The 26,816-nt window shown below is 64.8% G+C and carries 29 protein-coding genes; 12 read left to right on the plus strand and 17 right to left on the minus strand.

The window, feature by feature from the left end; translation table 11 throughout:
• Positions 1–144 precede the first annotated feature (144 nt).
• The 5 genes from ISP14_RS10420 to ISP14_RS10440 form a co-directional block, all read right to left on the minus strand.
• Entirely contained in the window at positions 145–699 is a 555-nt protein-coding gene (locus ISP14_RS10420) for a YaeQ family protein (RefSeq protein ID WP_404539207.1), read from the minus strand.
• 190 nt (positions 700–889) lie between these two features.
• Complete coding sequence (locus tag ISP14_RS10425) at positions 890–1,642, minus strand: nuclear transport factor 2 family protein (protein WP_404539210.1); 753 nt, start codon at positions 1,640–1,642, stop codon at positions 890–892.
• A gap of 149 nt (positions 1,643–1,791) precedes the next feature.
• Positions 1,792–2,865, minus strand: a complete 1,074-nt coding sequence (locus tag ISP14_RS10430; RefSeq protein WP_404539212.1) for an alpha/beta hydrolase family protein — start codon at positions 2,863–2,865, stop codon at positions 1,792–1,794.
• A 26-nt stretch (positions 2,866–2,891) separates the two neighbouring features.
• On the minus strand, positions 2,892–3,722 hold the full coding sequence (locus ISP14_RS10435) for an AraC family transcriptional regulator (protein WP_404539215.1): 831 nt from the start codon (positions 3,720–3,722) through the stop codon (positions 2,892–2,894).
• Between the two features lie 190 nt (positions 3,723–3,912).
• Positions 3,913–4,422 carry a hypothetical protein gene (locus tag ISP14_RS10440; RefSeq protein WP_404539218.1) on the minus strand — a complete coding sequence of 170 codons (510 nt, stop codon included), beginning with the start codon at positions 4,420–4,422 and terminating at the stop codon, positions 3,913–3,915.
• Between the two features lie 273 nt (positions 4,423–4,695).
• Here ISP14_RS10440 and ISP14_RS10445 point away from each other — a divergent pair, with 273 nt between their 5' ends.
• The 6 genes from ISP14_RS10445 to ISP14_RS10470 all read left to right on the plus strand — a co-directional run bounded on the left by ISP14_RS10445 (position 4,696) and on the right by ISP14_RS10470 (position 10,835).
• Positions 4,696–5,082, plus strand: coding sequence for a BlaI/MecI/CopY family transcriptional regulator (locus ISP14_RS10445; RefSeq protein WP_404539220.1), 387 nt, complete (start codon positions 4,696–4,698; stop codon positions 5,080–5,082).
• Between the two features lie 7 nt (positions 5,083–5,089).
• Entirely contained in the window at positions 5,090–6,640 is a 1,551-nt protein-coding gene (locus ISP14_RS10450) for a M56 family metallopeptidase (protein WP_404539223.1), read from the plus strand.
• Positions 6,641–6,768: 128 nt separating this feature from the next.
• Complete coding sequence (locus ISP14_RS10455; RefSeq protein ID WP_404539226.1) at positions 6,769–7,785, plus strand: S41 family peptidase; 1,017 nt, start codon at positions 6,769–6,771, stop codon at positions 7,783–7,785.
• Between the two features lie 387 nt (positions 7,786–8,172).
• Positions 8,173–9,744 (plus strand): serine hydrolase domain-containing protein, encoded by a 1,572-nt coding sequence (locus tag ISP14_RS10460; RefSeq protein WP_404539229.1) that lies wholly within the window; start codon positions 8,173–8,175, stop codon positions 9,742–9,744.
• Positions 9,745–9,942: 198 nt separating this feature from the next.
• Complete coding sequence (locus ISP14_RS10465) at positions 9,943–10,323, plus strand: DUF4279 domain-containing protein (RefSeq protein WP_404539231.1); 381 nt, start codon at positions 9,943–9,945, stop codon at positions 10,321–10,323.
• Positions 10,324–10,442: 119 nt separating this feature from the next.
• On the plus strand, positions 10,443–10,835 hold the full coding sequence (locus ISP14_RS10470; RefSeq protein ID WP_404539234.1) for a hypothetical protein: 393 nt from the start codon (positions 10,443–10,445) through the stop codon (positions 10,833–10,835).
• Between the two features lie 105 nt (positions 10,836–10,940).
• Here ISP14_RS10470 and ISP14_RS10475 read toward each other — a convergent pair whose 3' ends face one another.
• The 4 genes from ISP14_RS10475 to ISP14_RS10490 are packed head-to-tail and all read right to left on the minus strand — an operon-like array spanning position 10,941 to position 13,775.
• Positions 10,941–12,266, minus strand: coding sequence for a hypothetical protein (locus tag ISP14_RS10475; RefSeq protein ID WP_404539238.1), 1,326 nt, complete (start codon positions 12,264–12,266; stop codon positions 10,941–10,943).
• A 47-nt stretch (positions 12,267–12,313) separates the two neighbouring features.
• Positions 12,314–13,015, minus strand: a complete 702-nt coding sequence (locus tag ISP14_RS10480; protein ID WP_404539241.1) for an aquaporin — start codon at positions 13,013–13,015, stop codon at positions 12,314–12,316.
• Positions 13,015–13,407 (minus strand): arsenate reductase ArsC, encoded by a 393-nt coding sequence (locus ISP14_RS10485; protein ID WP_404539244.1) that lies wholly within the window; start codon positions 13,405–13,407, stop codon positions 13,015–13,017. Before ISP14_RS10485 ends, ISP14_RS10480 begins: the two co-directional genes overlap by 1 nt.
• 47 nt (positions 13,408–13,454) lie before the next feature.
• Complete coding sequence (locus tag ISP14_RS10490) at positions 13,455–13,775, minus strand: ArsR/SmtB family transcription factor (RefSeq protein WP_404539247.1); 321 nt, start codon at positions 13,773–13,775, stop codon at positions 13,455–13,457.
• Between the two features lie 383 nt (positions 13,776–14,158).
• Between ISP14_RS10490 and ISP14_RS10495 the strand changes: the two genes are divergently transcribed.
• Positions 14,159–15,967, plus strand: a complete 1,809-nt coding sequence (locus tag ISP14_RS10495; protein WP_404539250.1) for an alkaline phosphatase family protein — start codon at positions 14,159–14,161, stop codon at positions 15,965–15,967.
• A 258-nt stretch (positions 15,968–16,225) separates the two neighbouring features.
• Here the strand turns inward: ISP14_RS10495 and ISP14_RS10500 are convergent, their stop codons facing one another.
• The 4 genes from ISP14_RS10500 to ISP14_RS10515 form a co-directional block, all read right to left on the minus strand.
• Positions 16,226–16,879 (minus strand): glutathione S-transferase family protein, encoded by a 654-nt coding sequence (locus ISP14_RS10500; protein ID WP_404539252.1) that lies wholly within the window; start codon positions 16,877–16,879, stop codon positions 16,226–16,228.
• Positions 16,880–16,972: 93 nt separating this feature from the next.
• Positions 16,973–17,329, minus strand: a complete 357-nt coding sequence (locus tag ISP14_RS10505) for a YciI family protein (RefSeq protein WP_404539255.1) — start codon at positions 17,327–17,329, stop codon at positions 16,973–16,975.
• A 186-nt stretch (positions 17,330–17,515) separates the two neighbouring features.
• The gene (locus ISP14_RS10510) at positions 17,516–17,995 is read right to left on the minus strand and encodes a VOC family protein (RefSeq protein ID WP_404539258.1); all 480 of its coding nucleotides are present in this window, start codon (positions 17,993–17,995) and stop codon (positions 17,516–17,518) included.
• 200 nt (positions 17,996–18,195) lie between these two features.
• A complete protein-coding gene (locus ISP14_RS10515) occupies positions 18,196–18,915 on the minus strand; it encodes a hypothetical protein (RefSeq protein WP_404539259.1) in 720 nt (239 codons plus the stop codon).
• A 355-nt stretch (positions 18,916–19,270) separates the two neighbouring features.
• Between ISP14_RS10515 and ISP14_RS10520 the strand changes: the two genes are divergently transcribed.
• Positions 19,271–20,152 carry an MBL fold metallo-hydrolase gene (locus ISP14_RS10520; protein ID WP_404539262.1) on the plus strand — a complete coding sequence of 294 codons (882 nt, stop codon included), beginning with the start codon at positions 19,271–19,273 and terminating at the stop codon, positions 20,150–20,152.
• An 89-nt stretch (positions 20,153–20,241) separates the two neighbouring features.
• On the opposite strand, the gene ISP14_RS10525 is transcribed toward ISP14_RS10520, so the two are convergent.
• Positions 20,242–20,469 (minus strand): hypothetical protein, encoded by a 228-nt coding sequence (locus ISP14_RS10525; RefSeq protein ID WP_404539265.1) that lies wholly within the window; start codon positions 20,467–20,469, stop codon positions 20,242–20,244.
• 275 nt (positions 20,470–20,744) lie between these two features.
• Here ISP14_RS10525 and ISP14_RS10530 point away from each other — a divergent pair, with 275 nt between their 5' ends.
• Positions 20,745–21,881: an MBL fold metallo-hydrolase gene (locus ISP14_RS10530; RefSeq protein ID WP_404539268.1), complete on the plus strand. Its 1,137-nt coding sequence runs from the start codon at positions 20,745–20,747 to the stop codon at positions 21,879–21,881.
• A 4-nt stretch (positions 21,882–21,885) separates the two neighbouring features.
• Here the strand turns inward: ISP14_RS10530 and ISP14_RS10535 are convergent, their stop codons facing one another.
• A complete protein-coding gene (locus tag ISP14_RS10535) occupies positions 21,886–22,242 on the minus strand; it encodes a DUF1428 domain-containing protein (RefSeq protein WP_404539271.1) in 357 nt (118 codons plus the stop codon).
• Positions 22,243–22,963: 721 nt separating this feature from the next.
• On the opposite strand from ISP14_RS10535, the gene ISP14_RS10540 reads away from it, so the two are divergent.
• Positions 22,964–23,350, plus strand: a complete 387-nt coding sequence (locus tag ISP14_RS10540) for a carboxypeptidase-like regulatory domain-containing protein (RefSeq protein WP_404539274.1) — start codon at positions 22,964–22,966, stop codon at positions 23,348–23,350.
• 77 nt (positions 23,351–23,427) lie between these two features.
• Here the strand turns inward: ISP14_RS10540 and ISP14_RS10545 are convergent, their stop codons facing one another.
• Together ISP14_RS10545 and ISP14_RS10550 are read right to left on the minus strand one after the other, a co-directional pair.
• Positions 23,428–24,255, minus strand: coding sequence for an NAD-dependent protein deacetylase (locus tag ISP14_RS10545; RefSeq protein ID WP_404539277.1), 828 nt, complete (start codon positions 24,253–24,255; stop codon positions 23,428–23,430).
• 90 nt (positions 24,256–24,345) lie between these two features.
• Positions 24,346–25,407: an NAD(P)-dependent alcohol dehydrogenase gene (locus ISP14_RS10550; protein WP_404539279.1), complete on the minus strand. Its 1,062-nt coding sequence runs from the start codon at positions 25,405–25,407 to the stop codon at positions 24,346–24,348.
• 180 nt (positions 25,408–25,587) lie between these two features.
• On the opposite strand from ISP14_RS10550, the gene ISP14_RS10555 reads away from it, so the two are divergent.
• Both ISP14_RS10555 and ISP14_RS10560 read left to right on the plus strand, forming a co-directional pair.
• Positions 25,588–26,289, plus strand: a complete 702-nt coding sequence (locus ISP14_RS10555) for a glutathione S-transferase N-terminal domain-containing protein (RefSeq protein ID WP_404539282.1) — start codon at positions 25,588–25,590, stop codon at positions 26,287–26,289.
• An 8-nt stretch (positions 26,290–26,297) separates the two neighbouring features.
• Positions 26,298–26,807 carry a DUF1697 domain-containing protein gene (locus ISP14_RS10560; RefSeq protein ID WP_404539863.1) on the plus strand — a complete coding sequence of 170 codons (510 nt, stop codon included), beginning with the start codon at positions 26,298–26,300 and terminating at the stop codon, positions 26,805–26,807.
• The last annotated feature ends 9 nt before the right edge of the window (positions 26,808–26,816 follow it).

Raw genomic sequence — 26,816 nt, forward strand, 5'->3', positions numbered from 1 at the left:
AGCATCGGCGACCCACTGGCTATGGACATACAACCACGAGCGTCCGAACATGGCTCTCGGCGGCATCACACCCATGCAGAAATTGGCCTTGCCCGCTTAGCTCCACTTTTGGCGAGCGCTAAAAGCGGGGGGATTACCACTCCCTCAAGCGACAGCGTACTCACCCTTGCGGATATCCGGACGGATCGGCAACGTCAGGTCGCCCGCGATGAGCTGCAGTTCGCCGTCCTGGATCAGGCATTGCAGGCGCATGCTGCGTTCACACAGGGCGGCCAGTTGCTGCATGTCGGCGTGGTCGATGGCGAGGACGCTGAGGTTGTCGTGGCGCGTGAGTGTGCTGGCGATCTTGTTCCACCAGATGTCGGTCGCGTGGCCGCCGTAGGCCAGCACCACGACCTGCCGCGATTGGTTGCAGGCTTTGCGCAAGCGTGTTTCATCGGGCAGGCCGACGTCGATCCACAGCTCGATCTCGTCGGTATAGGCCTTGCGCCATAGAGCGGGTTCGTCGGTGTCGCTGAGCCCTTTGCCGAACTCCAGCCGCTCGTCGGCATACAGCGCGAACGCGAGCAGGCGCGCCATCAGCCGCTCCTCGGTTTCCGACGGATGCCGGGCGAGGGTCAGTGCATGAGTGGCGTAGTAGTGCCGGTCCATGTCGCTGATCGACAGTTCGGCCTTGTGGATGGTGGCGGTGAGAGCCATGGGGGCACTTGAGTGGGCGTAAAGCGGCCATTTTACGCGGCTTTGCCCCGGGGGCGGAAAGACGCCAAGGGGCACGCTTGGGCCGCCGGTCTTGCTGCCGTGCCGGGAGGTTGGCTGTCGCCGTCGTCGATCGAATGCGGAGTCGGGCTCACTCCGTTGCCTGCTTCGCCAAATCCGCCCTCCGTTCCGATCAACCCGCTGGCGTGGGATCCCGGGTCAATTGCAGGTCGTTGAACTTGCGCCGCTCGATCAGGGCATCGACGCGGCCGTGGGCGTCGCGCCGGAAGATGAGGAGGTTCCGTTCGTCGTCGCTGCCCATGAACACGTCTTTCGCGATCGGCTGCAGGACGTTTGCGGTGCCGCCGGCATGCGTGGTGTAGCTCAGTACGCCGTGCTGGTCGGCGACGGCCCAGGCGCGCCCGGGCGCATAGCGGTAGGTGCCGGTGTAGTCGGCGGGCGCCAGTCCGGCGACGTGCAGTTCCGGCGGCGCGGTGGGGATGGTGACGTCCGCGTAGCCGGCCACCTTCCATGCGCCGGCCTGCCGTACGAAGGTGAGCAGGCTCTGGTAGCGCACCACCAGTTGCTGGCCGAACACCGTCTCGCGTTCGTATTCCTCGACCTGCATCACCGCGCTGTCGCCGTATTGGCGCACGTGCGCGTCGCGCAGCTCGATGCTGCCGGAGAAGCCGGCCGGAAACGGGTGCAGCGAGGCTACGGTGTCGGCTTTGTGGGTGATGCGGCCGAACTCGTCGACGAGCACGGCGTCGTCGGCGAGCCAGCGCTGCCAGGGGGCGCGATCGCCCCGAGGGATCGCATCGACCAGTTGCTGCGTGATCTGCAGCAGCTGGCTGCGCAGGGCATCCGGCGCCGTTGCCGCTTGTGCGGCGCCGTGCGAGCACACGAGCACCAGGCCGAGCATCCCTACGTACGGTGTTCCGCGCATCGCGATTCTCCCGGGGCTGCGCCACAGCCTAGCGATGGCTTGGCGAGGCGGTATGTGCATGAAGTCATCGGGCGAGAAAGCAGAGGATGGAGTGCATTTCCTCGTGGCCGTTGCTTCGGCTTGTCCCGGCTCTTTTTCCCGGCGCCCGTTCAGAGATGACTGGCGAAGAACGCTTCGGCGATGGCGATCGCGGTGGCGTGGGTACGCTGCTGCGGCACGCGAATGGGCTGGCAAGGCGGCTCCTGCTGCTGGCCCAGTGCCGTGCAGTCGGCGAGGAAGTCGTAGTGGCCGACGTCGGGCAAGGCTTTCAGGGTGGCGTGGGGCAGCAGTGCCGCCACGACCCTGCCGTTGGTGGCTGGCGGGGCCACCGTGTCGGCATCGCCGAGCAGGATGCTCACTGGGGTGACCAGCGTGCGCAGGCTGGCCGGGGCCAGCGCCTGGATGCCGCCCGGCGCCATCACAAACACCGCACGCACGCCGGGGATCGCGTAGTCGTCGCCGGCGTGTTTCGCCAGCGCGGCCATCGCCGGCGCCTTCAAGGCCTGTTCGCGGGCTGCCAGGGTCTGGTCGGGCGCCTCGGCCTGTGCAGTACAGGTGGCGTCGGTGGGATGCGATCGGCAGAACTGGATGTAGTGGTCGATGTCGACTCGCGCGCCGGCGCTCACCATGGCTGCCATGCCGCCCATCGAAAAGCCCGCCATGCCCACGTGCTGCGCGTCGATATGCGGACCGATGAGGGCGTCATGCCTGGCGGTGTCGAGGGCCACGCGCAGATCCACCGCGCGATCCCACACCAGCAGGCCGCCGGTCATGGTCATCGGGTCGCGTGCGTTGGTGCCGGGGTGGTCCACGGCGATCACCACGTCGCCGGCGCGCGCCAGCGCGGTGCCGAACCAGGCCATGATGCGCGCGCTGCCGCCGAAGCCGTGCGAGAGCAAGATCACCGGGTGCCGGCCCGGAGCGAAGGGGGCATCGGGCGCGGCGCGGCCGGCGTCGAACACCGGATGCCCGGGCGGCCCGATCTGCAGCGGCGTCTCGGCGACGCCGGCGGCAGCGGGATACCACACGGTGATACGCACGTCGTCCCGGTGCTGCGCATCGCGGAGTGCGGCGCTGGGCGTGTGCGCCACGCGGTGGGTTTCGCCTACCGTGCCGGCGCGGGCCAGGGTGCAGACGCCCAGCGACGCGGCGGCCAGGGCAATGAGAAGGGTGCGTGCAGTCATGCGGTCCTCGTCGATGGCGGGAGAAGTCAGGTTTGCAGGGGCAGCCAGATCTCGACATCGCCGATGCCGGTGGTGTCGTCGAAATCGGCGCCGTATTTCTCGAACTCGGGCGCATCGGCAACCTGCAGGCCCGAGCGCGGCAGCCAGTCGCCGACGAAGGTCTGCCAGGTGCGGCGGATGTCCGAGATATGGCCGTGATGAGTGGCCACGACGTACTCGCGTGCTGGCAGGCGCAAGGTGCTGAGTGCAGGGTCCAGGCCACCGAAACCCGGCACGTCCACGCCGGCGATGTATTCGAAGCTGCCTTCGTCGTCGCTGTTGCAGCACACGCCGAACGCGGTATGCCGTTTCGGCAGGGCGGCGGCGTGATGCAGGTAGAGGCGTTGCCACTGGGCGGGAATGCCTTGTTTCGTGTCGGCGGTGTAGCGGCAGCCGAGCCCGGCGATGAAGCGGATGCCGTCATGGGCCAGGCGTGGTTCGTCCAGCGTCACCTGCACGCCATCGGCGGTGCGCCAGGGTTCGACCAGCGCCAGGCCGGCCACCGAACCGCGCTCGCGCACGCTGGCCGGGCTCAGGCCGAACTGGTCGCCGAAGGCGCGCGTAAAGGCTTCGTGCGAACCGTAGCCGCTGGCCAGCGCCACCGCCAGGATGTCCGGCGCGCCACCGGCCAGGCGGTGCGCGGCTTCGGTCATCCGGCGTGCGCGCAGGTAGCGCACCACCGAGCAGCCGGTCATCGCCTGGAACAAGCGCGCCAGATGGAACGGCGAGACCCCGGCCACCTCGGCGATGCGGCGCAGCGACAAGTCCTCGCTGTAATGGCTTTCGATGAACCAGAGCGCTTTTTCCGCGGCGGCCATCCGTGAAACCCGGTGGTGGAGTCGAGTGGCGCAGGATAGCGGCAGCTTCGGCGACTGCGTTTGATCGTTCTTGCGGGCGACGCGATCCGCGGGCGACGATCTCATGCCGGCTGACGACCCGTTCCGGACCCTGGTCCGGCTCGTTGCCCCGTGCGGCCGACGGTCGGTGGGCGCCTGTGGCGTGAGGCGCTCACATCACCACGCAGCCGCAGCACGGCTTGGTCTTCTTGAGTGTGTCAGCCATATGGCTGTCCTGGCTGACGTGGCTGGAACGGCGCTGTTCCTGTTGGACTGCCGCCGTCTTTGCTTCGGGCAGTTCGTGCATCCAGGCCGAGTTGAACTTGCTACCACCGGGGTCGAGTTCGGCCGGCGCACCGTTGTGCAACCGGCTGAGTTCGGCCAGCCATGCGTCGGCGGTGCCAATGAACACGCGCCGGTCGCCGCCGAATTGCGCGATGGTCGGGTTGACAATGAGCCGGTCGTTATCGTCGTCGCCAGACCAGAGGGCCGCCATCGCGATATGGTTCTGCGCGTAATCGCCCCGGACCAGCGCATGGATCGGGTAGCACTTACGCGGCGCGTTGCTCCAGAACAGCGCGGCCGTGCATAGCTCGTCGCTGACCTGGTCGCACGAACCCCTTGCATCGGACACGAACTTCAAGGCCTGGGCGTTGATGTAGGTGTGGTCGGGTCTGGGCATGGGCGAGCCTGCGCTGCGGGGGAATCGTTCCCGGCATTCATGTAATGCGGAAGAGCGCGGTCAATTCGATCAGACCGGGAAAGGGGCGGGCGGCAGGGTGCGTACGCGGCCCATCGGAAGGCGCGAACGCGGGATGGGCGCGGCTGATGCTGCATAGCGCGCGAGGCGTGTAGCAAGCGATGGGGGCCGGGACGACCCGGCGCATGGGCCGTTGCCAACTTATGTTGACAACTACTAATCGAATAGTACTATCCGGTTAGTAAGGAGGTTCCCATGACGAACGTGCGCCCTACCGAAGGTGAACTGGCGATCCTGCAGGTGCTGTGGGATCGCGGCGAGCCGTGCACCGTGCGCGAGGTCCATCAGGCACTCTCGCGTTCCAAGGACACCGCCTATACGACGGTGTTGAAGATGATGACGATCATGGCCGAGAAGGGCCTGGTGCGCCGCGACGAGTCGGAGCGCAGCCATCGTTACGCCGCCACGCATCCGCAGGACAAGGTGCAGTCGGCGTTGCTGAAGGATCTCATGCAGCGGGCGTTTTCCGGTTCGGCGTTGCAGCTGGTGCAGCGCGCGCTGGACGTGGATGGCACCAGCCGCGAGGAACTCGACGACATCGCGCAGCTGATCGCGCGCGCCCGCAAGCAGCGCGATCGCTGATACGCGCATGGACCTCATCCCGGACGCCATCATGACCGCGCTCGCGCTGACCCTGCTGCATTCGGTATGGCAGATCGCGCTGCTGGCATTGTTCGCGGCTTTCGTCCTGCGGCTCCAGTCGGGCGCGAGCGCGGCGACGCGGCATGCGACGGGTCTGGCGTTCCTGTTGGCGATGGTGCTGGTGCCTTTGCTGACGCTGGCGAATCTGCTTGCCTCGCGCGCTCAGATCACTGCTGCCGCGACGGTAGTGGGAGGGCCGCTGGCGCGTGTACCGGCCGTGGTCGCGTCGATCGCCTACGCCCCGGCCGACCTGGCGTCGGCCTGGTTGCCGTGGGTGTGGATACTGGGGGTTGCGGCGATGCTGCTGCGCCTGTGCGGCGGCTGGTGGATGGTCCGCAGGATGGAGCGGAAGGCATGCGATCCCTTGCCGGCACATTGGCGCGTGCGTGCCGATGCGCTGCGGCAGGCGCTGGGCATCCGCCGCCAGGTCGCCATCCGGCTGCTGCGCGATGCGGGCCTGCCGTGTTCCGCCTATGCGTGGCGGCCGGTGGTCTGGTTGCCCGTGTCGATGCTGACGCAGCTGTCGCCGGACCAGATCGAAGCGCTGATCGCGCACGAGCTGGCGCACATCCGGCGCCTGGACTGGATCTGGAACGGCGTGCAGTGCGTGGTCGAGGCTTTGCTGTTCTATCACCCGGGCATGTGGTGGCTGAGCCGCCGCATCCGGCGGGAGCGCGAGAACGCTTGTGACGATCTCGCGGTGGCCGCGTGCGGGGACGCCCTCGTGCTTGCCGAAGCGCTCAGCAACCTCGAGCGGTTGCGCGTCCCCGTGCCCATGTTTGCTTTGTCCGCCAAAGGAGGAGTGCTCATGCAACGCATCAAGCGTTTGTTGCTTCCCGATTCACCACCGCACCGGCCGCGCCTAGGCGTAGCGTTGGCGCTGTTGACCATTGCTTGTTCCGGGGCGCTGTTTGCCGCGCAGACGGAGCGTCCTTCCGCCGCTGCTGAAACCGCCACGCCAGCCACGCCGCATTGGTGGGATATGGTCGGCCATGCGACCCGCATCGTCGGCACCCTCGATGGGCACCGCAGCGAGTACCAGCAATGGACGAATTTCGGCGGCCCCTCGCACGAGTTGTATACCGTCGACGGTCGTCCGACGCCTATCGATGCGCAGGTGCGCCGCTGGATAGAGGTCGCGATGCATCCGCCGTCGCCACCTAAGCCGCCAACGCCTCCCGTGGTAGCCGTGCCGCCCGCACCGCCGCCGCCGCCGCTTCCGCCGCGGATCGAGGACACGCAGGCGTACACCGCGGCCATGGCGCTGGTGCAACAGGACGTACGCGTGAGCGGGATGTTGGGGGCGCCGATCGGTTCTGTCCCCCGCCAGTGTTCGCTCGAAAGCGATGCCTTCACCTGCTCGATCGCGCTCAGTGGGCCGCATGGCATCGCGACGTTGCAGGCGAAGGGCCGGCGCATCGCCGGGCAGTGGCGGTACTCGCAGCTGGACGTTGTGCCGGAACGCGGCAACACGATCGACGTGGTGCGCCACGAGTGAACGTCCCCGTGTTTTTTTGACCAAAAGTACTAATCAATTAGTAGATAGACAAGGGGCATCGAATGAAAAAGATCTCGTTCCTGTCGCACATGGCATGTGCTGCATGCTTGTGTGGCGCACTTTCCGTGGTGAGCGCCCAATCGCTGCCGGGCCCGCCTGCGCAGCCCGACATGGTCGTCGACAGCGCCATGCGCCAGCAGGTCGTCGGCATGCTCGCCGCCGATCTGGAGCGCTATTACGTGTTCCCCGACAAGGCGAAGCAATATGCCGCGGCGTTGCGCGCGAAGCAGCAACAGGGCGCTTACGATGCCGTGTCGAGTGCGGATCAGTTCGCGAAGCGGTTGACCGCAGACCTGCAGGCCGTCAGCCAGGACCGCCATCTGGCCGTCGAATACAGCGCCGATGCGCTGCCACCGGAACGCACGAGCGACGAACCGTCGGCCGAGGAAAAAGCCGAGATGCTGAGTATCGGGCGGCGCCTCAACTTCGGTATCGAGACGGTAGGGCGCCTGCCTTTCAACATCGGCTACGTCGACCTGCACGCGTTCTTGCCGGCCGAGCAGGTGCGCAGCCGATACGCCGCCATGATGACCTTGCTGGGCGACACCCGTGCCTTGATCATCGACTTGCGCAAGAACGACGGTGGCGACCCCGACGCCGTGGCCTTGCTCGCCAGCTACCTGTTCGACAAGCGGACGCGCCTCAACGACATCTATTCGCGCATTGATGACCGCACCCACGAAATGTGGACACAGGTCAGGCTCGACGGTCCGCGCTATGGCGGTACCCGCGAGATCTACCTGCTGACCAGCAGCAAGACGTTTTCCGGGGGCGAGGACTTCAGCTATGCGTTGAAGAACCTCAAGCGGGCAACGCTGGTCGGCGAGACCACCGGTGGCGGGGCACATCCCGGCATGCCCCACACGCTGAGCGAGCACTTTGCCGTGTTCATTCCGTTCGGCCGCTCCATCAGCCCGATCACCCATACCGACTGGGAAGGTACCGGCGTGATCCCCGATATCGCCGTGCCGGCGGACAAGGCGCTTGCGACGGCACAGCAGCGGTTGCTGAGCGCATTCCTGGCGACCGAGAAAGACCCCGGCAAGCGCGAGGCACTGAACAAACGCCTGCACGAGCTGGACTGATGCGGCGACCCGGAACGGCCGGCATGGCTAGCCGTTCCGGGCGATCGGTTGAAGCCGGGCCAGACGGGTCGGGTTTGCTTTAGGGCGCGTACGTGGATGCTGCGGGGCGGGGTAGGTGACTGTGGTCATCGGTGCGCGCGAGTAATGTGCCGCGACATGCCCACATTTCCCGCATCAGCCGAAGGTGCGGATTCCGGTCAGGTTGAACATCGATTCCGGCATGTGCTGAACGTCCCGCGGGTTCTGAACATGGGCGCTAGGGGCATTTATGGCTATATGCTGGGCGGGTCCGCTGCCGACCCAGAGCGGACCTAAGAAATAGGCTAGGGTGGATGAACAAACCATCTCTGCACCGCGCTCCGAATGCCTTCCACGACGAGGTAGTTCATGAAGCTTGCGCAGCTCGCCACGTTTCCTGGTCCGGCGGTCCGAAACAGCAACGATCACGAGACGCCGCCTCGGCGATCGAAAAGCAAAGCTGGCGACACTACCCCTGTGTCGAAGTGGCGTATGGCAGGTGGCGTGTTGCTGATCGCGCTGGCACTCGCCGCTGGGCCCTGCGCCGCGGAGACCTTGTCCCGGCAGGATGTGGCAGAGATCGAACACGGGCTGGTGCCGCGTGTCATCGTGGCCGGTCAGACACAAGTTCCCCGCGAATTGCATGAACGGATGAAGCAGACGGCGACGCCGGGCCTGAGCGTTGCGTTGTTTCGCGATGGCCAGGTGATCTGGGCGCAAGGCTACGGCATGGCCGGCGCCGGGCGATCGGTGGATGTGCATACCCGCTTCCAGGCGGCATCGATCAGCAAGCCGGTGACGGCATTCGGCGTGTTGCTGTTGGTCAACGCCAACCATCTCGACCTGGATCGGGATGTGAACGTTTACCTCAAGACCTGGAAGGTCCCTGACAGCCCTTTGACGCACAGCGAGAAAGTGACCATCCGGCGCCTTTTGAGCCACGTCGCTGGCCTCAATGTCGATGGATTCTCCGGCTACGAGGCCTCGGCCAAGATTCCCGATGCAGCGGGTGTGCTGGATGGCAAGGGCAACAGTCCGGCCCTGAAGGTGGAGGCGGTCCCGGGAACGCGGTACTCGTACTCGGGAGGTGGTTATGTGGTGCTGCAGAAGCTGATCGAGGACCAGTCTGGCCTGCCATTCGCCGAGTACATGCGCAAGCGCGTGCTTGAGCCCTTGCGGATGGATGACAGCACGTTCGATGCCCGGCCGCAGGGTGATGTCAGTCTGGCGCATGACTTCAGAGGCAAGCCTTATCCCGGTGGCTGGCACGTCTATCCGGAGCTTGGTCCTGCGGGGTTGTGGAGCACGCCTTCGGATCTGGCGAAGTTCTCGCTGGCCCTGCAGGGCGCGATCGATGGCGCCAAGGGCGCGCTGCTGCCGCAGTCCCTGGCCCGGCAGATGATTGTGCCCAGCGGGGTTGCCGGTGGCGGCGACGAGTACGGCCTGGGTCTTGAGCTGCAGGGCAGCGGCGCGGATGCGCGTTACGGCCATGGCGGTAGCAATGCCGGCTTCAAGAGCGAGTGGTTTTTCTTCCCGAAACGCAAGCTCGGTCTGGTGGCGATGGCCAATGCCGAGAATGGCCGTGTGGTGCGCAACGAATTGATCCGTTCGATTTCGAACAAGTATGAGCTGGGTTTGTTTCCCCCGCGCACTGTGACTCGCATCAAGGTCGAACGCGACAAGCTATCCGAACTGACGGGCAGTTATCGCTACAAGGACGAGCAGGAGGAGGTCTCATTCCGTATGACCTTTGCTAGTGATGGCGAGCTCGCACTGGAAAATCAGAGCAACGGCAAGGTCAATCATCTGATCGCGATCGGACCGGACGCGTTTATCGATCCGGAGACGGGCGAAGAACTCGGTGTCGTCCGTGAGGCGGGTACAGGTAAGCTTCAATCGCTGCTGTACGACCGCGAAGACACGTTGACGAAAGAGCACTGACGGACGGCAACGGAGAGGGGAGATGTATGACGGCTGGTTCATATTCCTGAGGAAGTAGGCCTAATTGGAGGTCCGCTTCCGACCCAAAGCGGACAGTTCAAAGTCGGTAGCAGTCACCGGATTCATTATGCGAATGGAACAAAGGTGCGAATGCATCCTTACTCATACACGATAAGCCTACGAGCATGGCATCCGTCAATGGACCCAGAAGCGATCACCCGAGGACTCGACAAGGTTCCAAAGCGAACCTGCCGGGCTGGCGATGCCAGAAGCACACCAAAAGGCACGCCGCTGGAAGGTACGTACAAAGAGACCTATTGGTATTCGGTGCTTGTCCCCACTGAAGAGGGGGCTTCCGAAATTTGGGGCTTGGAGGATCGGCTGGCCTTTCTGGCTCGTGACTTATCGCCGCGCGCGGAGTTTATTTCTACGCTGCGGGCAAGCGGTGGCCGTGCTGAGCTCTTCATCGGTCTATACGGTGACCGAAATTTCGGCTTTGAGCTGCCGCCTCAAACGGTCGCGACGCTGGCCGCAATCGGCCTTGCTCTATCGTTCGACATTTATCCCGGGCCCGCCTGAGTCGGTATCGGGGCAGTGGAGATCGGAAACTAAGATCTTAATGTCCGCTTTCGACCCGAAGCGGACGTAACAGCAATGCTCAACTCAGGCCTGGTCTGGGCCGAATCCATGGGGAAAATATGGTCAGGATTTGCCTTCTGCTTTTGCTAATCACAGCACCTGCTGCCTTTGCTGCCGATGTGACATTTGCCGACGCCAAGACATGGGCTGATCGCGACGAAGGTTCGCTATCGGCGGAGCAACAACAGGCGTTGGCTCGATCTCAGGCCCCGGTGGTCCAGGCTGCGATGTCGTCCTGTTTGGGGGCTAACGGGCCGAAACCGTTTTCCTTTGTCGTCGTAGTTGAGCTGGACTCGGCAGGAAAGGTATTGAAGACCTGGCGAAGCGATGATTCGAAGATGGCTGGTTGCTTCCAGGGCATGGCCGCGAAGGCCAAGTTGTTCTCGCCACCGAAAAGTCCGTTCTACTCATCTTTCGAAATGGATCTGCCCGCGAGCGCGATAAGCCGTTAGGCAGCTTATCCGGCGAAAGTCAGAACGTCCGCTTCCGACCCATAGCGGACATTACGGTCGCGCACGGTACCGGTTTGCGCAATGCTTCCCTTGCAGCGTTACGTCTTATTGGAGGGACGTAAGAACCGGGGCGAAGCCTCCGCCAGGCGTTCTGAAATTGGTCGTCTGGCCCTGGTACAGCCGAGCCGCATACAGCAAAGGTCGCCCCAGGTACGCGTAACACCGGATATCCATCTTCAACGGCCCGCCATCACCCCTGGTATGTCGTTCACTTGGGGGAACCAGTGCCTGGGCGATGTATGCACTCCCGCCGATGTCGCTCCACACGCGTCTTGTCAGCTTGTCGCCGCGATAACTGGCTTTGCTGCCAAAGCCCGAGGCCGGCTTGAAGAACAGTTCGCGCCGCCGCTGCCAGAGCTGGTCGCGGTTCTCGGGCGTCACAAGGATGGTCTGGGGCACCGCTGCCGTGAGTGCCTGGGTGGCGTGCGCTGATGCCCCGACACGACACAGGAATTCCCGATCACCGAGCAAGGCGAGGTTTCGCTTGTCGGCGTATAGCGCATGCGCACGCGGGTGAGGCGTTACGACCACCTCGCGGCGCAAATAGGCCATCCGTATCGTTTCGTGCGCCGGTGTCGCTAACGAAAAATCAGTCAGACGGTTGTAGATCATGTCCACGACTTTTCCGCCAACGTAAAGGCGGCCATGTCGACGCACCAGATCGGCGGGGTCGCAGATCGTCGCGTCGATGCCAGCACGACGGAGCAGCTCGCGAAACAGCAGGAATTCGGGATAGAGGTACTGACCCTCAGGCGTCGTGTCGACAATCGCGATCGATTCGAGTGGCTGGCTGCCGCGCTGACGCGCCCACTCCTGTCGCATGACACTCGGAACCTGGCGCTCGGCTTCCCCTGCGTCCACTGGGGCGCCAATGGCATCCGGTAAGCATACGTCCACGGCCTGACCGGCAAGCGTATTGAGCAGGACGCCGCCGGGGTTGGTGTTTATCTCAATGAGCTGGGGGCCGCTGGGACTGATGTGGAAATCCAGCCCGAGCATCCCGCCCGGCGAGCCGGGGTCGAACTGCGCAATCTCCGGTGCCCAGGCGAGTGCCGCCGCTTGATAATCAGCGATCGCCGTTACCTCGTGCACGGCGGAGACTACGTCGTTGATCGCCGCGAGGTGCTCTCGCGACACATAGGCGGCTAGCGCCGCAAACAAGTGCGGATGTGTGTCGACAAGGGCGCCGGGTAGTCCGTGCGCACCGACCGCCGAAACCAACGCTGCATGCATGGCCTCCGGTGAAATGGCTACGCAGTGGCAGTCGCGGTTGAGCATTTCAATCGCACGCGGGTGTTTGCACGCGGCGTCGCATGCGTTGGCTGGGGGATTCGGTGAATCCATCGTCATGGTGTCCACGGGATGCTTCAAGGCGCGTTCTCGATGCACTTTGAGTGGTGCGCGCGATCCAGGTTCACTCAGATGGACTCATTGCCGGGGTCGCTGTCCGCCACCCGTGCGCCAGTCGCCCGCGGTATCAGCAGGTTTCCCGTCGCGAATGCAAGCAATGCTCCCGCGACCTGGGCTGCAACGAAGCCGGCCACGTCGTCAGGACGGATGCCCGCGAAGGATTGGGTCAGCGAGCGTGCAAGCGTGACTGCCGGATTGGCAAAAGAGGTACTCGCCGTGAACCAGTACGCGGCAAAGATGTAGCTGGCCACCAGTGCGGGAATGGCCGATGGCCGGTGTCGAACGCCGAGGAGGATGGTGAGCAACAACCCGAACGTTGCAACGCCCTCGCTGATCCATTGGGCGGCTCCCGTCCGTACATGGGAGCTGTGTTCAATGAGCGGCAGATCGAACATCGCGTGCGCCAGCAATACACCCGATATGGCGGCAATGGTCTGCACCAGCACATAAGCCATGGCATCGCGGCGGCCGATCTCGCCGCGCAGGTGCATCACCAGCGTGACGGCCGGATTGAAGTGCGCGCCGGAAATGGGGCCAAACAGCGCGATAAGCACGTAAAGCACGCCGGCGGTGGCTCCTGCGTTCGCCAACAAGGCGATGGCGTTATTCCCGTTGGCGAGCTCGACGCCCATCACGCCCGACCCCACGACCGTTGCCAGCAGCAGGGCCGTACCCAGGAACTCAGCGAGCAGCTTGCGCGAAAGGTCCATCACAGTTCCGCCAGCAGCTGCCTCACGCGGGACGCGATATCGTCGCGCACGGCGCGGTAGCCCTCGTCGTCCATGTGCTTGGGATCGGGCAGGCCCCAGTCCTCACGTCGTTTGGCGGGCACCCAGGGACAGTTGTCGCCGCAGCCCATCGTAATGACGGCATCGAAATCGCCGGTGATGTCATCCAGCGACTTGGAGGCGTGCGCGGTCAGGTCGTAGTCGAGTTCGCGCATGAACCGGATGGCCTTGGGATTGATGACGCCAGATGGCTTCGATCCTGCGCTGAACGCTTCGACTTCATTGCCGCCGTAGATGTGTGCGAACGCCTCGGCCATCTGGCTGCGATTGGAGTTTTCGACACAGACGAATAGAACGCGCTTCATGGTTGCCATCGCAGGTTGGGGAAGGTAATAAGCCGTTCGCTCGCTTTTCGGAAGCCTCAGCACTTACGGACTGAAGCGGGGGCGCAGTCGCCCGCACCGGCGCAACAGTTCTCGGTGAGGTAGTTCAGCAACGCATTCATCTGATCGAAATTGGCCGTCACCCGAATGACCCGCCCCTCGCGCTGGTCCTGCACCATGGAAGCCGTGCGCAACACATTGAGATGTGCGGTCAGCGTGGCGGGAGGGACATCAAGCTCGTCCCGCAATTCACCAACGGACATGCCCGCGGGGCCGGCTTTGACCAGGCAGCGAAACGCGGTCAGCCGTGTCTCATGGCTAAGGGCATTGAGTGCAGCCAACGCGTTGGGTAGCTTCATAATTCGATTATTCTGGAATTGATAAAGTAAGGCAATAGGCCGATGGCGCAGCTTTCGAACAAAGGGAGGGCGGTACGACGGGGAGCGGCAGATCGGGCGCGAGGGAGCCTTGCGGTAGGGCTCCGGACCGGGATGCTCCATCGACAGCGTAATGTCCGCTTGCGACCCATAGCTGACCTTGTGATTGGGCGGTAGCTTGCCGTGTAACGGAGGGGCTCATGAGCACGAAGTGCGCCGAAGCAAGGCGGGATCTCGCGGACGATGAGGCCGATTGAAACCCACATCACAAACGCATGATGTTGCGCCACCCACACAAGCACCATTGTCATCTGCGGCGCAGAGGATGGGCCGCCCAATAGCGGGCGCTGAAAGATCATGCATCTATGAAGGTGATGTCTAAAGCGGCGCTCGCCGCACTGCTGGTCATGGCGATGGCCCCATTTGATGCCGCGCTGGCGACCAACGGCACCAGCCCGAATCTTATTGTGGGCGGCGATGGCGAAGCCGCCGCTTGCTCGACGGACTGGAACGCCGTTACCACGGTGCCAGGCTGGACGGTCCTTCGCGGCAATCCAAGTGTGGTGTGTTATTCCATCGCCAGCTTCTCCACGCCGGATGCATCGGCTCAGGGCAAGGCTTTCATCGCCGACGGCCCTTATGGCGACTCGGCGCTGCAGCAACGCGTGGATGTGTCGACAGCTGGCGCTGCCATCGATACGGGCACCGTCACCTATACCCTATCCGGGTGGTTGGGCGGCTATGGCGTTTACAGTGCGCATACCGAACTGAGTGCAACTTTTCTCGATGCCCACGGCCAACCGATCGGCTCAGCTGCAGCAGTCCCCACGGTGACGGCAACGGACCGTGGCTTGAGCAACGCCTTCCTTGCCCGCGCCATCACCAATACGGTGCCCGTTGGCACGCGCGCCATCTCCGTGTTGTTGCGTTTCGTGGATACCGGCGCCTCTTACAACATCGGCTACGCCGACAATGTGTCGCTCACGCTTTCCACGCCGGTGCCGACGCCCACCTTGATCCCCCCGTCGTCGACTGTGCAAGCGTACGACCACGTCTTCATCGTCATGATGGAGAACACCACGTACAACCAGGTCATTGGCGACACCGCTGACGCACCCTTTATCAACAGCCTGGCCAATCGCGGCACCTTGCTGATGAATTCGAGCGGGACGTACCACCCCAGCGACGAGAATTACCTTGCTGTCGCCGGTGGCGACAATTTCGTCCAGGGCGCGATCTACTACCCGAACATTCACGTCAACTCGCCGCATCTTGGCGATCGCCTCGAAGCCGTTGGCAAAACCTGGAAGGCCTACGAGCAGGGCATGGGCACGCCGTGCAATACCAACAAGAACTACGATTCGTACTACGGGCCCGACGACGCGCCGTTCATCAATTTCACCAATATCAGCAACAATCTGACCCGCTGCCAGTTGCATCTGGTGGATCTAAGCCAGCTCGACAGCGATCTGCAAACGGCCGCAACCACACCGAATTTCGCCTGGCTCGCAGCGGATGATTATTACGACGGCGAAGCCTCGGGTAACGGCTCGTCGGCAAGCCTGCAGGTGCAGGACGGTTGGCTGAAACAGACGCTGCAACCGATTTTCAACTCCCCTGCCTGGACCGGCCAGCGCTCGCTGCTGATCCTGACCTGGGACGAATCCGCCTCCAAGCTCAACAGCTCCGGTAATCACATCGCAACCATACTGGTGGATTCAGCGGGTGCGGTGCGGCCTGGCTACGGCAGCTCGGTCAGCTACAACCACTTCAATGTGGGACGTACGATCGAGCAGGCACTGGGACTGGCCCCGCTGACGGCCAACGACACGTTCGCGACGCCGATCAACGACGCCTTCGCACCGGCCACACCGCCTCCGTCGGCACCGGTTCTGTCAACGGCCACGCCGACGGTGCCGCAGGGCGCCAATATCGTGTTCGACTACGCGACCACTGGCGCAAAGCAAAGCACGTCCAATTGGGTCGGGATCTACAGCGCGGGGAATACGCCGGGCGCACAGGGTTCGATCATTTGGCAATACGTGCCCACCGCCAACGGCAACGTCGCCTTCGACACGTCCGCGCTATCTCCGGGCAACTACACCGCCTGGTATCTCTATAACGATGGCTACAGTGTGTTGAACGGCCCGGTCAGCTTCAGCGTATCACCCTGATTCATCCTGCCGAGACCGCGGCTCGCCCCGGTCTCGGCAACCATCCGAAATAGCCGGGTTACCTTGCCCCGTCCCCTTACGCCCTCCCAAGCACCAGAGCATTCCCGTGGATGAGAGGTCCGCTTCTGACCCATAGCGGACCCCCGGATGGTTGAAAGTGACCGCGGCTGCGCCGGAGACGATGCGCGAGAAGGTGCCAGATACCCATCTTGGAAGGCTGGCCGAGCGTTCCGCGTGGGTTCTTGGCGCGTCCCTTCGTCAGCCGGCTTGTGCCTGACCGGTGAACACCGCCAGCTGGGCGGCGAAGGCGCGTTTGTATGCAGGCCGCGCTTCGCCGCGGGCAACGTAGGCGGCGAGGTTCGGGTACTCGGCCAACATACCGGAGGGCTTCAGCCGCAGCAGCGCGTGCACCATCACGAGGTCGCCCGCGCTGAACGCGCCGTCGAGCCAGTCGGCATCGCCCAGGCGAACGGAAAGGTCGTCCAGCCGGGCGCGGATGCGATCCTTGATGAGCGGCATGCGTTCCGCGTTCCAGGGCTTGTCGCCCTCCTGGAACTTGGCGGTTTGCAACTCGATGATGGGCGGCTCGACCGTGTTGAGCGCGGCGAACATCCAGGTGATCGCGCGTGCGCGGGCGTTCGCTTCGTCCGGCAGCAGGCCTGCACGGTGCTGCGCGATGTGGAACACGATGGCGCCTGACTCGAACAGGGCGAGATCGCCTTCCTCGTAGGTGGGAATCTGCCCGAACGGGTGCAGCGCGCGATGCGCGGGTTCCTTCATGGCCTTGAACGAAACCAGGCGGACATTGTAAGGCTGGCCCGCTTCTTCGAGCGCCCAGCGCACGCGCATGTCGCGGGCGAGTCCCTGGCCGCGGTCGGGTGAGCTTTCAAAGGCGGTGATGGTGGGGGTCATGGGAGATTCCTGCGGCTCTGATTGGCGGGAAAAGAGGGGAGTGCCAGGGCCGACTCGGAAGGCTGTCCGGGTCGACGCTGGCACCTTGCTGCCTTATTCCTCCAGCGGACGCACCTCGGACTCGCCCTCGAACTCGGGCCAGTGGGTGCGGTGCAGCTCCATGAACTTCGTCGCCAGCGCGACGGCGTCCGCGTGCGTGGGGGCTTCGATCAGGGAATACCCGCCCACGACCTCCTTCGCTTCGGCGAACGGTCCGTCAGACACGATCACCTTGCCACCGGTGAGGCGGACACGCGTTCCCTTCGCGAGCGGTTTCAGCCCCGCGCCGTCGATGAACATGCCCTTTTGCGCGTATTCCGCGATGAATCCGCCCATCGCTTCGAACAGGGCGGGCGGGACATTGCTGTGGTCGTAGTCGGTGGGGTGCTTGATGAACATCATGTACCGCATGGCGTGTTGCTCCTTGGGGGATGAAGGCTGGCGTGAAACCGAAGGATCGTGCCAGCCGGATCGGTGGTCACGTCGGGGTGTGCATGGTCACAACGAATAGCGCCCGTCGAAATCGACATCGCGGGACAGGGCACATTTCGGGTCGCGCGTCTTGCCGCCACGCCTGGCGGCTGGACGCGGCCATCGTCAGCCGCGGCGCGCGGCCTCGATGGCGGCGATGTCGATCTTCGTCATCGTCATCATGGCCTCGAACGCGCGCTTGGCGGCGGCGGGATCGGGGTCGGCGATCGCGGCGACCAGGGCGCGCGGGGTGATCTGCCACGACAGGCCCCACTTGTCCTTGCACCATCCGCAGGCGTTGGGCTGGCCGCCGTGGTCGATGATCGCGTTCCACAAGCGATCGGTTTCGGCCTGGTCGTCGGTGGCTACCTGGAACGAGAATGCGTCGGTGTGCGGGAGCCCGGGGCCGCCGTTCAGGCCCAGGCACGGGATGCCCATGACCGTGAACTCCACCGTCAGTACGTTGCCCTGCTTGCCCGCGGGATAGTCGCCTGGCGCGCGATAGACGGCGCCCACCGCACTGTCCGGGAAGGTCTTGGCGTAGAAGGTCGCGGCATCCAGCGCGGTGCCGTCGTACCAAAGGCAGATCGTGTTCTTGCTGCTCATTCCGGTTCTCCTGGTTCAGGGCGGCGAGGAGGCCCTTCATCTACTTCGACGAAGGAGGGGCACGCGAATCGACATGGTGCCATGGCCGCGTGTTTTCCCGCCGTGCAGGGGATCCCGTCAACGGCAAACCGGGAGAGGGAAGGTTCGCCAGGCAAGACGCCCCGGGCCGGTTGCGCCGGCTGCCGGGGCGATGCGATGGATCAGTGCCTGGGTACCAGCTCGCCGGTCACCTTGCCGTCGGCGTCCAGCATCTGCAGCGAGGGCGAGCCGTCCTTGGCGACCTTCATCACGATGCGCGGGCGGCCTTGCAAGTCGTCCATCGCGAGCTGCACGCTGCCATCGGTATTGCGGCCTAGCACCATGCGCCGGGTCGGGCTGCCGTGCTCGGCGAAGAAAGCCTTCAGCCTGGCTTGCTGCTGGTCCGCCGGCAGGTTCTTGATGGCGGCCATGAGCTGGATTTCCTCCAGGATCGAATAGTCCGGGTAGTCGTTGAACTGCAGCTTGGTGTAGCGGCCGTCTTTTTCCTGGTGGGAATCGATCGCCATGGTCTGGTCCTGCTCGTAGGCGTCGAAGGATAGGTGGCCGTGCGACTCCTTGGTGCCGTCCTTGTCCTTCTCGCCGCCGAAGATCAGCCCGCCGTTCTCGGTGCCTTCGTCGTTGTAGAAGATCATGCCGGCGGCCTTGCGGTCGGGGTGCGGATATTCCTTGCCCTTGATGATGATGCCCGGCGCGGTGGCGGTATCCGAGATCACCAGGCGCAGCGTGCCGTCCGGTTCGCGCACATTGATGCGTTGCACGTCCAGCTCGTCGAGCGAGAGCTTCCTGGGCGCCCGCGCGAAGCCGCTCAGCATCGTGGCAGCGAATACCGCCGTCAGCACGCCGGCATAGATCGTCAGGAAACGCTGGCCGGTGGGTTTCATGGCTTGCCTCTTCGGTGGGTGGACGGAATCCCGGCATGGTCACATGGATCGCGCGGATACGGCGACAAGCGCATCCGGGTTTGTTTTTGCGCTGGCGAATCCATGTTCTTGCGGTCCGGGAATGTTTTAGCCGTGCGCGTTAAACCCTCCGCGAGGTCGAGGCATCACAGGGCAAGCCGCATGGCCGCGCTTCGGTGGCCTCCCGCTGCTTCTCCCTGCACAGGCGCCCCCGATGAGATTTCTGTTTGCTGGCTTGCTCGCCGTTGGCTTGTTGACGATGGCTCCGTCCGCGCGGTCGCAGCTCGTACCCGGCTCCGTGGCCATGCACTGGGATGAAGGTGCGGAGGACTGTGCCGTGAAGCCGCACCCGCCCCTTGAGGTGCATGCGTACAACGACCACACCTACATCCTGCGCGAGAACCTGTGCGCCACCTTCGAGGCGCCCTTCATGTACTTGCTGGTGGGTTCCAGCAAGGCGCTGTTGATCGACACCGGCGACGTGGCCGATCCGAAACGGATGCCGTTGGCGCAGACGGTCATGCGGCTGCTGCCGGGCGAAGGGGCATCGAAGATGCCGCTGATTGTGGTCCACACGCATGGGCACCTGGACCACCGCGCCGGCGATCCGCAGTTCGAGCACCTGCCTGGCGCCACGGTGGTGTACGCCGACCTCGATCACGTGCGGTCTTATTTCCATTTCGCCGATTGGCCCAACGGCCTTGCCCAGGTCGATCTCGGCGGCCGGATCATCGACGTGCTGCCGGTGCCTGGCCATTACCCGTCGCACATCGCGTTCTACGACCGCACGACCGGGCTGTTCTTTTCCGGGGACTTTTTCCTGCCGGGCCGGCTGTTGATCGACGATACCGCCGAGGATCAGGCCAGCGCGAAGCGCGTGGTGGATTTCGTCGCGAACCGTCCGGTCAGCCAGGTGCTGGGCGGCCATGTCGAGATGGACCGCGCCGGCAACACCTTCCCGTTTGGTTCCACCTATCACCCGGGCGAACGCGCGCTGCCGATGAGCAAGGCGGACTTGCTGCGCCTTCCCGCCATCCTGGATGGATTCAACGGCCTCTACGCCGAGCACGACGGCTTCACCATCATCCACCAGCCGCACGAAATGATGGCGCTGGGCGTGGCAGCGCTCGTGATACTCGTCCTGGCGATCGCGCTGGTTGTCTGGTTGGTGCGCCGCTGGAAACGCGCCCGGCGGCGGCGCGCACTGGCGCTGGCTTGACGACGCGATGCCTGCGGCACGGTCGCCACGTCGATAAAAGCAAAGGCCCGCGTCGTTGCGGGCCTTTTCAACCGGTGGACGCGGGTGTCTCAAACGTGGGGTCTATGCCGATCCTTCACCTCACGAAGAAGCTCGAGCATATGCTCCCGCTGCACGCGCCGCTTCAGTTCCTGCGCCTCCAGCAATTGCTGCCGTCTCGTCAACGGCGGCGGAACCCGGTTCGCGGCAGCCGCCGACGATGGATGCATGAGGTGCGCGAAGTAATCGACCCACGCCCGGAAGTGCAACGGCGATGGGATGTGCGATTCGGGTTTCATGGTCAGAACCTTGTCCGATTGCCACGGCCAGTGTGGTGAATCTGCGCCGGCGGCTGTTAGCCGGCAGTGATGTAATCGATAACGCATCGGCGTGCGATGGCCGGCCGGGGCGGGCGGCCGGGTTCCATGCCTGAACCCTGTCCGTGAGCCCGTCGAGTTCGCAAAAAGTCGACGCCGAACCCGTCCCCCCGGTGCCTGGCGACGGCTACCTTGGGCCTGGCGCATCGCGCCCCCATGGTTCGCGGGAGCTGGTTGGCGATGATGGAGAGCGGAACATGAAATCCTTCGGCAAACCACCGCAGGGCGAGCGGCTGGAGCGGCTGCGCGACCTGCCGTTGTGGGACGGCGAACGGTTGCGCAACATCCATCCGGTACTGCCCGGCTTGCGCGATCCGCTGGCCCCGCGGCCGACGCTGCGCGAGTTCCTGTGCGGCGACGACGGGCGCACGCCGCCGGAGCCGTTGCCTGCGGATGATCCGCGCGGCGTGTGGTTGCGGAAACCTGCGAGCGGGCTGCGTGCCACCTGGCTGGGCCACTCCACGGTGCTGTTGGAGATCGACGGCTGGCGGGTCCTCACCGATCCCGTGTGGGGGCAGCGCGCTTCGCCGTTCACCCTGCTCGGGCCGAAGCGTTTCCAGCCGGTGCCGGTCGGATTGCGCGACCTGCCCGAGATCGATGCCGTGGTCATTTCGCACGACCACTACGACCACCTGGACTACCCGACGATCCGCGCGCTGGCGAAGTCGAAGGTGCCGTTCGTCACTTCGCTGGGCGTTGGCGCCCACCTCGAAAACTGGGGCATCGCGCCTTCGCGCATCACCGAGCTGGTGTGGTGGCAAAGCCATCGCGTGCCTGGCACCGGCCTTACCATCACCGCCGCGCCGTCGCAGCATTTCTCCGGTCGCGGCCTGAAGGACCGCAACCAGACCTTGTGGTCATCGATGGTCATGGCCGGCGATCGCCACCGCGTGTTTTTCAGCGGCGACACCGGACTCACCACCGAATACGAATCCATCCGCGACCGGCTCGGCCCGTTTGACCTGGTGATGCTCGAAGTCGGCGCGTTCCACCCCTCCTGGGGCGACATCCACCTGGGGCCTGCCAATGCGCTGGCGGCGCACCGCCTGCTTGGCGGCGGCGTGCTGATGCCGGTGCATTGGGGGACGTTCGCGCTGGCCACGCATGCCTGGGACGAGCCGGTCGAAGATCTGCTTGCGCTGGCCGATCCCAACGACACCGCGCTGCTGCTGCCGCGATTGGGCGAACCGGCAGAGCCCGTGGAGCGTCGGGAAGTGCAGCCGTGGTGGCGACGCGGGCAGCATGCCGGCAACCTGCCCGCGACCAGACCGGATGCGCCCGCGGCCGACGCTGCCGATCAGTTGAGCGGCCAGTTGCCCTGGCCGCTGGATTGACCGTTCAGCCCGGCAGGCTGAGCACCGGCGCGAAGCCACCGAAGATCATGCGCTTGCCGTCGAAAGGCATGTCGGCGCCGGGCGCCATGCGCGGATCGTTCATGCATTTCGCCATGCCGGCGTCGCGGGTGGCCTTGTCGGGCCATTCGATCCACGAGAACACCACGGACTCGTCCGGTTTCGCCTGCACGGCGCGGCGGAAGTCGGTGAGCTTGCCGTCGGGCACGTCGTCGCCCCAGCACTCCACAACGCGCGTGGCGCCGAACTCGATGAATATGGCGTCGAATGTCTTGGCGTGCGCAATGAACTGCTTGCGGTTGGCGTTGGGGACGGCGATCACGAAACCATCGATGTAGGACATGGCTGTTTCCTCGGCGGACACGGCGGCCGATGCGGTCGCCTTCTACAAGACGACGAACGAATGCGAATCGGATCGACAGGAGGCCCGATATTGACCGGCCCATGGTCGACGCATGGCATCGCGGTCGCGTCGCCGGACGCGATGCCATGCGTCCGTTGTCCGGAGGAAGTGTCCGCGGACGGATGTCCGCATTTGCCGGTCGATGTGGAAATGGCTTGGGAATGCGGGTTTCGGGGCATGGCAGGCGTTGGCACGGTGCTTGCCATATCTATCTCGAAAGCTTCATTCCCCCGCTCAAGGAGAACCATCATGAAATTCGAAACCCTGATGCTGCAGAGCCTGTTCAGTGTCTGCCTGCTGATCTGCGTGGCGACCGTCGGCGGCATGCTGGTCGCCTAAGCGCATCGAGATGATGCTGCGTCGGCTCCAGCCGCTTCGCACGCGCCGCCCGGCTCCGGCCGGGCGCTCTCTCGATGCCGCCATCGCTGCTGTGCCGCAAAGCAAACATGACTTCTTGCCTACGAAGGCCGGCATGCCGGGCAAGGGTCTGTACGCCGTCGTCCGGTGGTTTGCCCACCGGGCGGCGGTGGACGGTGCGTATCGAAACCGTCCGGCGATCTGCCGGTTTCGGAACGCCACCGTCCGCAACTACCACGGGCGTATCGCCAAACCCCTGGCGTGCCCGTGTTCCCCCACTGACTTGAATGGATACCAAGCACTCATGAACAGCATTTCCTCGTTCCGCCCCGCCTCGCGTCGCCTTGGCCGGGGCTTGATGCTGGCTGGCGCCGCTGCTGTGTTCGCACTGGCCGGGATTTCCACGGCCAGCGCACAGGCCACCACCGGCACGGTGTTCGGCAAGGCGCCGGCGGGTTACAGCATCACCGTGCGCAGCACCTCGAATGGCAGCGGGCGCACGGTCACCGTCGATTCCATGGGCCGCTACTACGCACCCTCGCTGGGCCTGGGCACCTACAAGGTCACGCTGAAGCAGAACGGCCAGGCGATCGCCGAACACCCCGACGTCCCGGTGACGGTGGGACGTGGCGTCGAAGTCGATTTCGACTGCAGCAAGATCAATTGCGGCGAAGTTGCCGACGCGAAGTGAGCGTGCGGCAGGTGAGGCGCTGATGCGTCATCGCTGAAACGGAAGGCCCGGCGGGGAAACCTGCCGGGCCTTTTCTTTCAGGCGACCTGCACAGCGGGAGTATCCGCGGTGAGAAAAGCCAGCGCCTCCTCGCAGGGCGCATCCACCTTCAGCGTGAGCAGCGCATCGGCGCGGGTACGGCCCAGCGTGACCGCGGCGACGGGCTTGCCGGCTTGTGCGGCGGCATGGGCGAAACGGTAGCCGGAGTACACCATCAGCGAGGAGCCGACCACCAGCATCGCGTCGGCCTCGCGGCAGGCATCCATGGCGGCGGCGACGCGTTCGCGTGGCACGTTTTCGCCGAAGAACACCACGTCGGGTTTGACGATGCCGCCGCAGTGTGGGCACGGCGGCACGTCGAAACGTGCGAAGTCGTGATGTTCCAGGTCGGCGTCGCCGTCCGGCGCGTCGGCGGCGTCGAGATTCACCCAGTCCGGATTGCGTTCGACCAGCGCGCGCTGGAAGTCGTGGCGCGGCCCGCGCCAGTCGCAGACCATGCAGCGCACGGTGTCGAGCCGGCCATGCAGGTCGACTACCCGGGTGTTGCCGGCACGCTGGTGCAGGCCGTCCACGTTCTGTGTCACCAGCAGCCCGACTTTGCCTTGCCGCTCCAGCGCAGCCAGTGCGTGGTGCGTGGCGTTCGGCTGGGCTTGGCCGAAGCGGCGCCAGCCCACCATGCTGCGCGCCCAGTAGCGGCGGCGGGTGGGTGGCTCGTGCATGAAGGCGCTGTAGGTGACCGGCGGCGTGCGTTTCCACTGGCCGTCGCGGTCGCGGTAATCGGGGATGCCGGACGCGGTGCTGCAGCCTGCGCCAGTGAGCACGAACAGGCGCGGATGGGAAGCGATGAAATGCTGCAGCGGGGTCATCGGTTGGACATCGGGTGGTGGGAAGCGGATGCGGCATGGGCGTAGTGCCCACGCCGCATCCGGTCACTCCCCAAGGGAGTGGGTTCAGTCTCAGGCAGCCTTCGCGCCCTGTTTCAGCGTGGCCATGTCGATCACGAAGCGGTACTTCACGTCGCCCTTGAGCATGCGTTCGTAGGCGGTGTTGATGTCCTTCATCGCGATCATCTCGATGTCGGAGACGATGCCGTGCCTGGCGCAGAAATCCAGCATTTCCTGCGTTTCGCGGATGCCGCCGATCAGCGAGCCGGCGAGCTGGCGGCGCTTCAGGATCAGGTTGAACACGGTGGGCGAGGGGTGCGGATGCTCGGGCGCGCCGACCAGGCACAGCGTGCCGTCGCGCTTGAGCAGGGCAAGGAACGGATCGAGGTTGTGCGAGGCGGCCACGGTACTGAGGATGAAGTCGAAGCTGGCGGCGTGCGACGCCATCTGCGCCGGGTCCTTCGATACCACCACCTCGTCGGCGCCGAGGCGTTTGGCGTCTTCCTGCTTGCCGGGCGAGGTGGTGAACAGCACCACGTGCGCGCCCATCGCGTGGGCCAGCTTCACGCCCATGTGGCCGAGGCCGCCCAGGCCCACGATGCCTACCTTCTTGCCGGGGCCGACGTTCCAGTGGCGCAACGGCGAATACGTGGTGATGCCGGCGCACAGCAGCGGCGCCACGGCGGCGAGCTGTTCGGGCTTGTGGCCGATATGCAGCACGAACTTCTCGTCCACCACGACGTTCTCGGAGTAGCCGCCCCAGGTGTTCTCCTTGCCGCGGCCGTTGTAGGTGCCGGTGAAGCCGTTCTCGCAGTACTGCTCCTCGCCGTCGGCGCAGGAAGCACAGTGCTGGCAGCTGTCCACCATGCAGCCCACACCCACGGTGTCGCCCGGCTTGAACTTGGTCACTTTGTCGCCCACGGCGACCACGGTGCCCACGATCTCGTGGCCGGGCACGGAGGGATAGAGCGTGTTCTGCCATTCGTTGCGCGCGGTGTGCAGGTCGGAGTGGCACACACCGCAAAACAGGATGTCGATCTTGACGTCGTGCGGCCCCGGCTGGCGGCGTTCGATGCTGAGCGGGCCGAGCGGCTGGCTGGCGGAGGCAGTGCCATAGGCGTGGGTCTGGGTCATGCGGGTTCTCCGGTGCAGGGATGCGGGCAACTCGACTAGCTTACGCCTCGCGGCGAAGATCGATCGCACCGGCTGTCATGGGGACGCCGGTCACGCTTCAAAAGGCCGATGCGCGAACGCACCATTGAAGCGAGGCGGAGCGATGCCCATGATGTCGGGTCCGTCCCCCTGAGACTCCCCATGTCCGATCTGTCCGCCTTCCCGATCAATCGCCGTTGGCCCGCGCAGCATCCCGACCGCATCCAGCTGTATTCGCTGAACACGCCGAACGGCGTGAAGGTGTCGATCATGCTGGAGGAAACCGGGTTGCCCTACGAGGCGCACCTGGTCGACATCGGCAACGACGAGAGCCACCTGCCGGAATTCGTGGCGCTGAATCCGAACGGCAAGATTCCCGCGCTGATCGACCCGCACGGTCCGGACGGCAAGCCGCTGGGCCTGTTCGAGTCGGGCGCGATCCTGCAATACCTTGCGGAGAAGAGCGGCCAGTTCCTGCCGGCCGATGCGGCGCGGCGCTGGGAGACGATCCAGTGGCTGTACTTCCAGATGGCAGCGATCGGGCCGATGTTCGGCCAGGTGGGCTTCTTCCACAAGTACGCCGGCCGCGAATACGAGGACAAGCGGCCGCTCACGCGCTACGTCAACGAGTCGAAGCGCTTGCTCGGCGTGCTGGATGAGCGTCTCGCCGGCCGCGACTGGATCATGGGCGACGAGTACACCATCGCCGACATCGCCACGCTGGGCTGGGTGAACAACCTGATCACCTGGTACGAGGCGCGCGAGCTGGTGGAGTACGACCGGTTCAAGCACGTCGACGCCTGGCTGCAGCGCGGCCTAGCGCGGCCGGCGGTGCAACGCGGCCTGAAGATTCCCTCGCGGTGAGTGCCGGGATGCACAGCTACGTGGTCTTGCTGCGCGCGGTGAACGTAGGCGGCACCGGCAAGCTGCCGATGGCCGATCTGCGCGCGATGTGCGAGCAGGCCGGCTTCCTGGACGTGCGCACCTATATCGCCAGCGGCAACGTGGTGTTGCGCAGTGCGCTGGCGGAGCGCGCGGTGGCGGCGGCGCTGGAGTCGCGGCTGGCGGCATACGCCGGCAAGCCGGTGGGCGTGCTGGTGCGCACCGCGGCCGAAATGGCCGCCGTGCTGGCGGCCAATCCGTTCCCCGATGCGCCGGGCAACCGTGTGGTGGCGATCTTCCTGGACAGCCCGCCGCCCGCCGATGCGTTGGAGCATGCCAGCGGGTGCAAGCACGAGCTGCTGGCGTTGGGGCGGCGCGAGATCTACGTGCACTACGGCGACGGCATGGCCGATTCGCGCCTGCGCATTCCCGCCGCCAAGGCGGGTACCGCGCGCAACATCAACACGATCGCCAAGTTGGCGGCGATGGCGTCGGCATGAGGCCGGCGA

Source organism: Dyella agri, assembly GCF_044904705.1.
In the GTDB taxonomy this organism is placed as follows: Bacteria; Pseudomonadota; Gammaproteobacteria; order Xanthomonadales; family Rhodanobacteraceae; genus Rhodanobacter_A; species Rhodanobacter_A agri.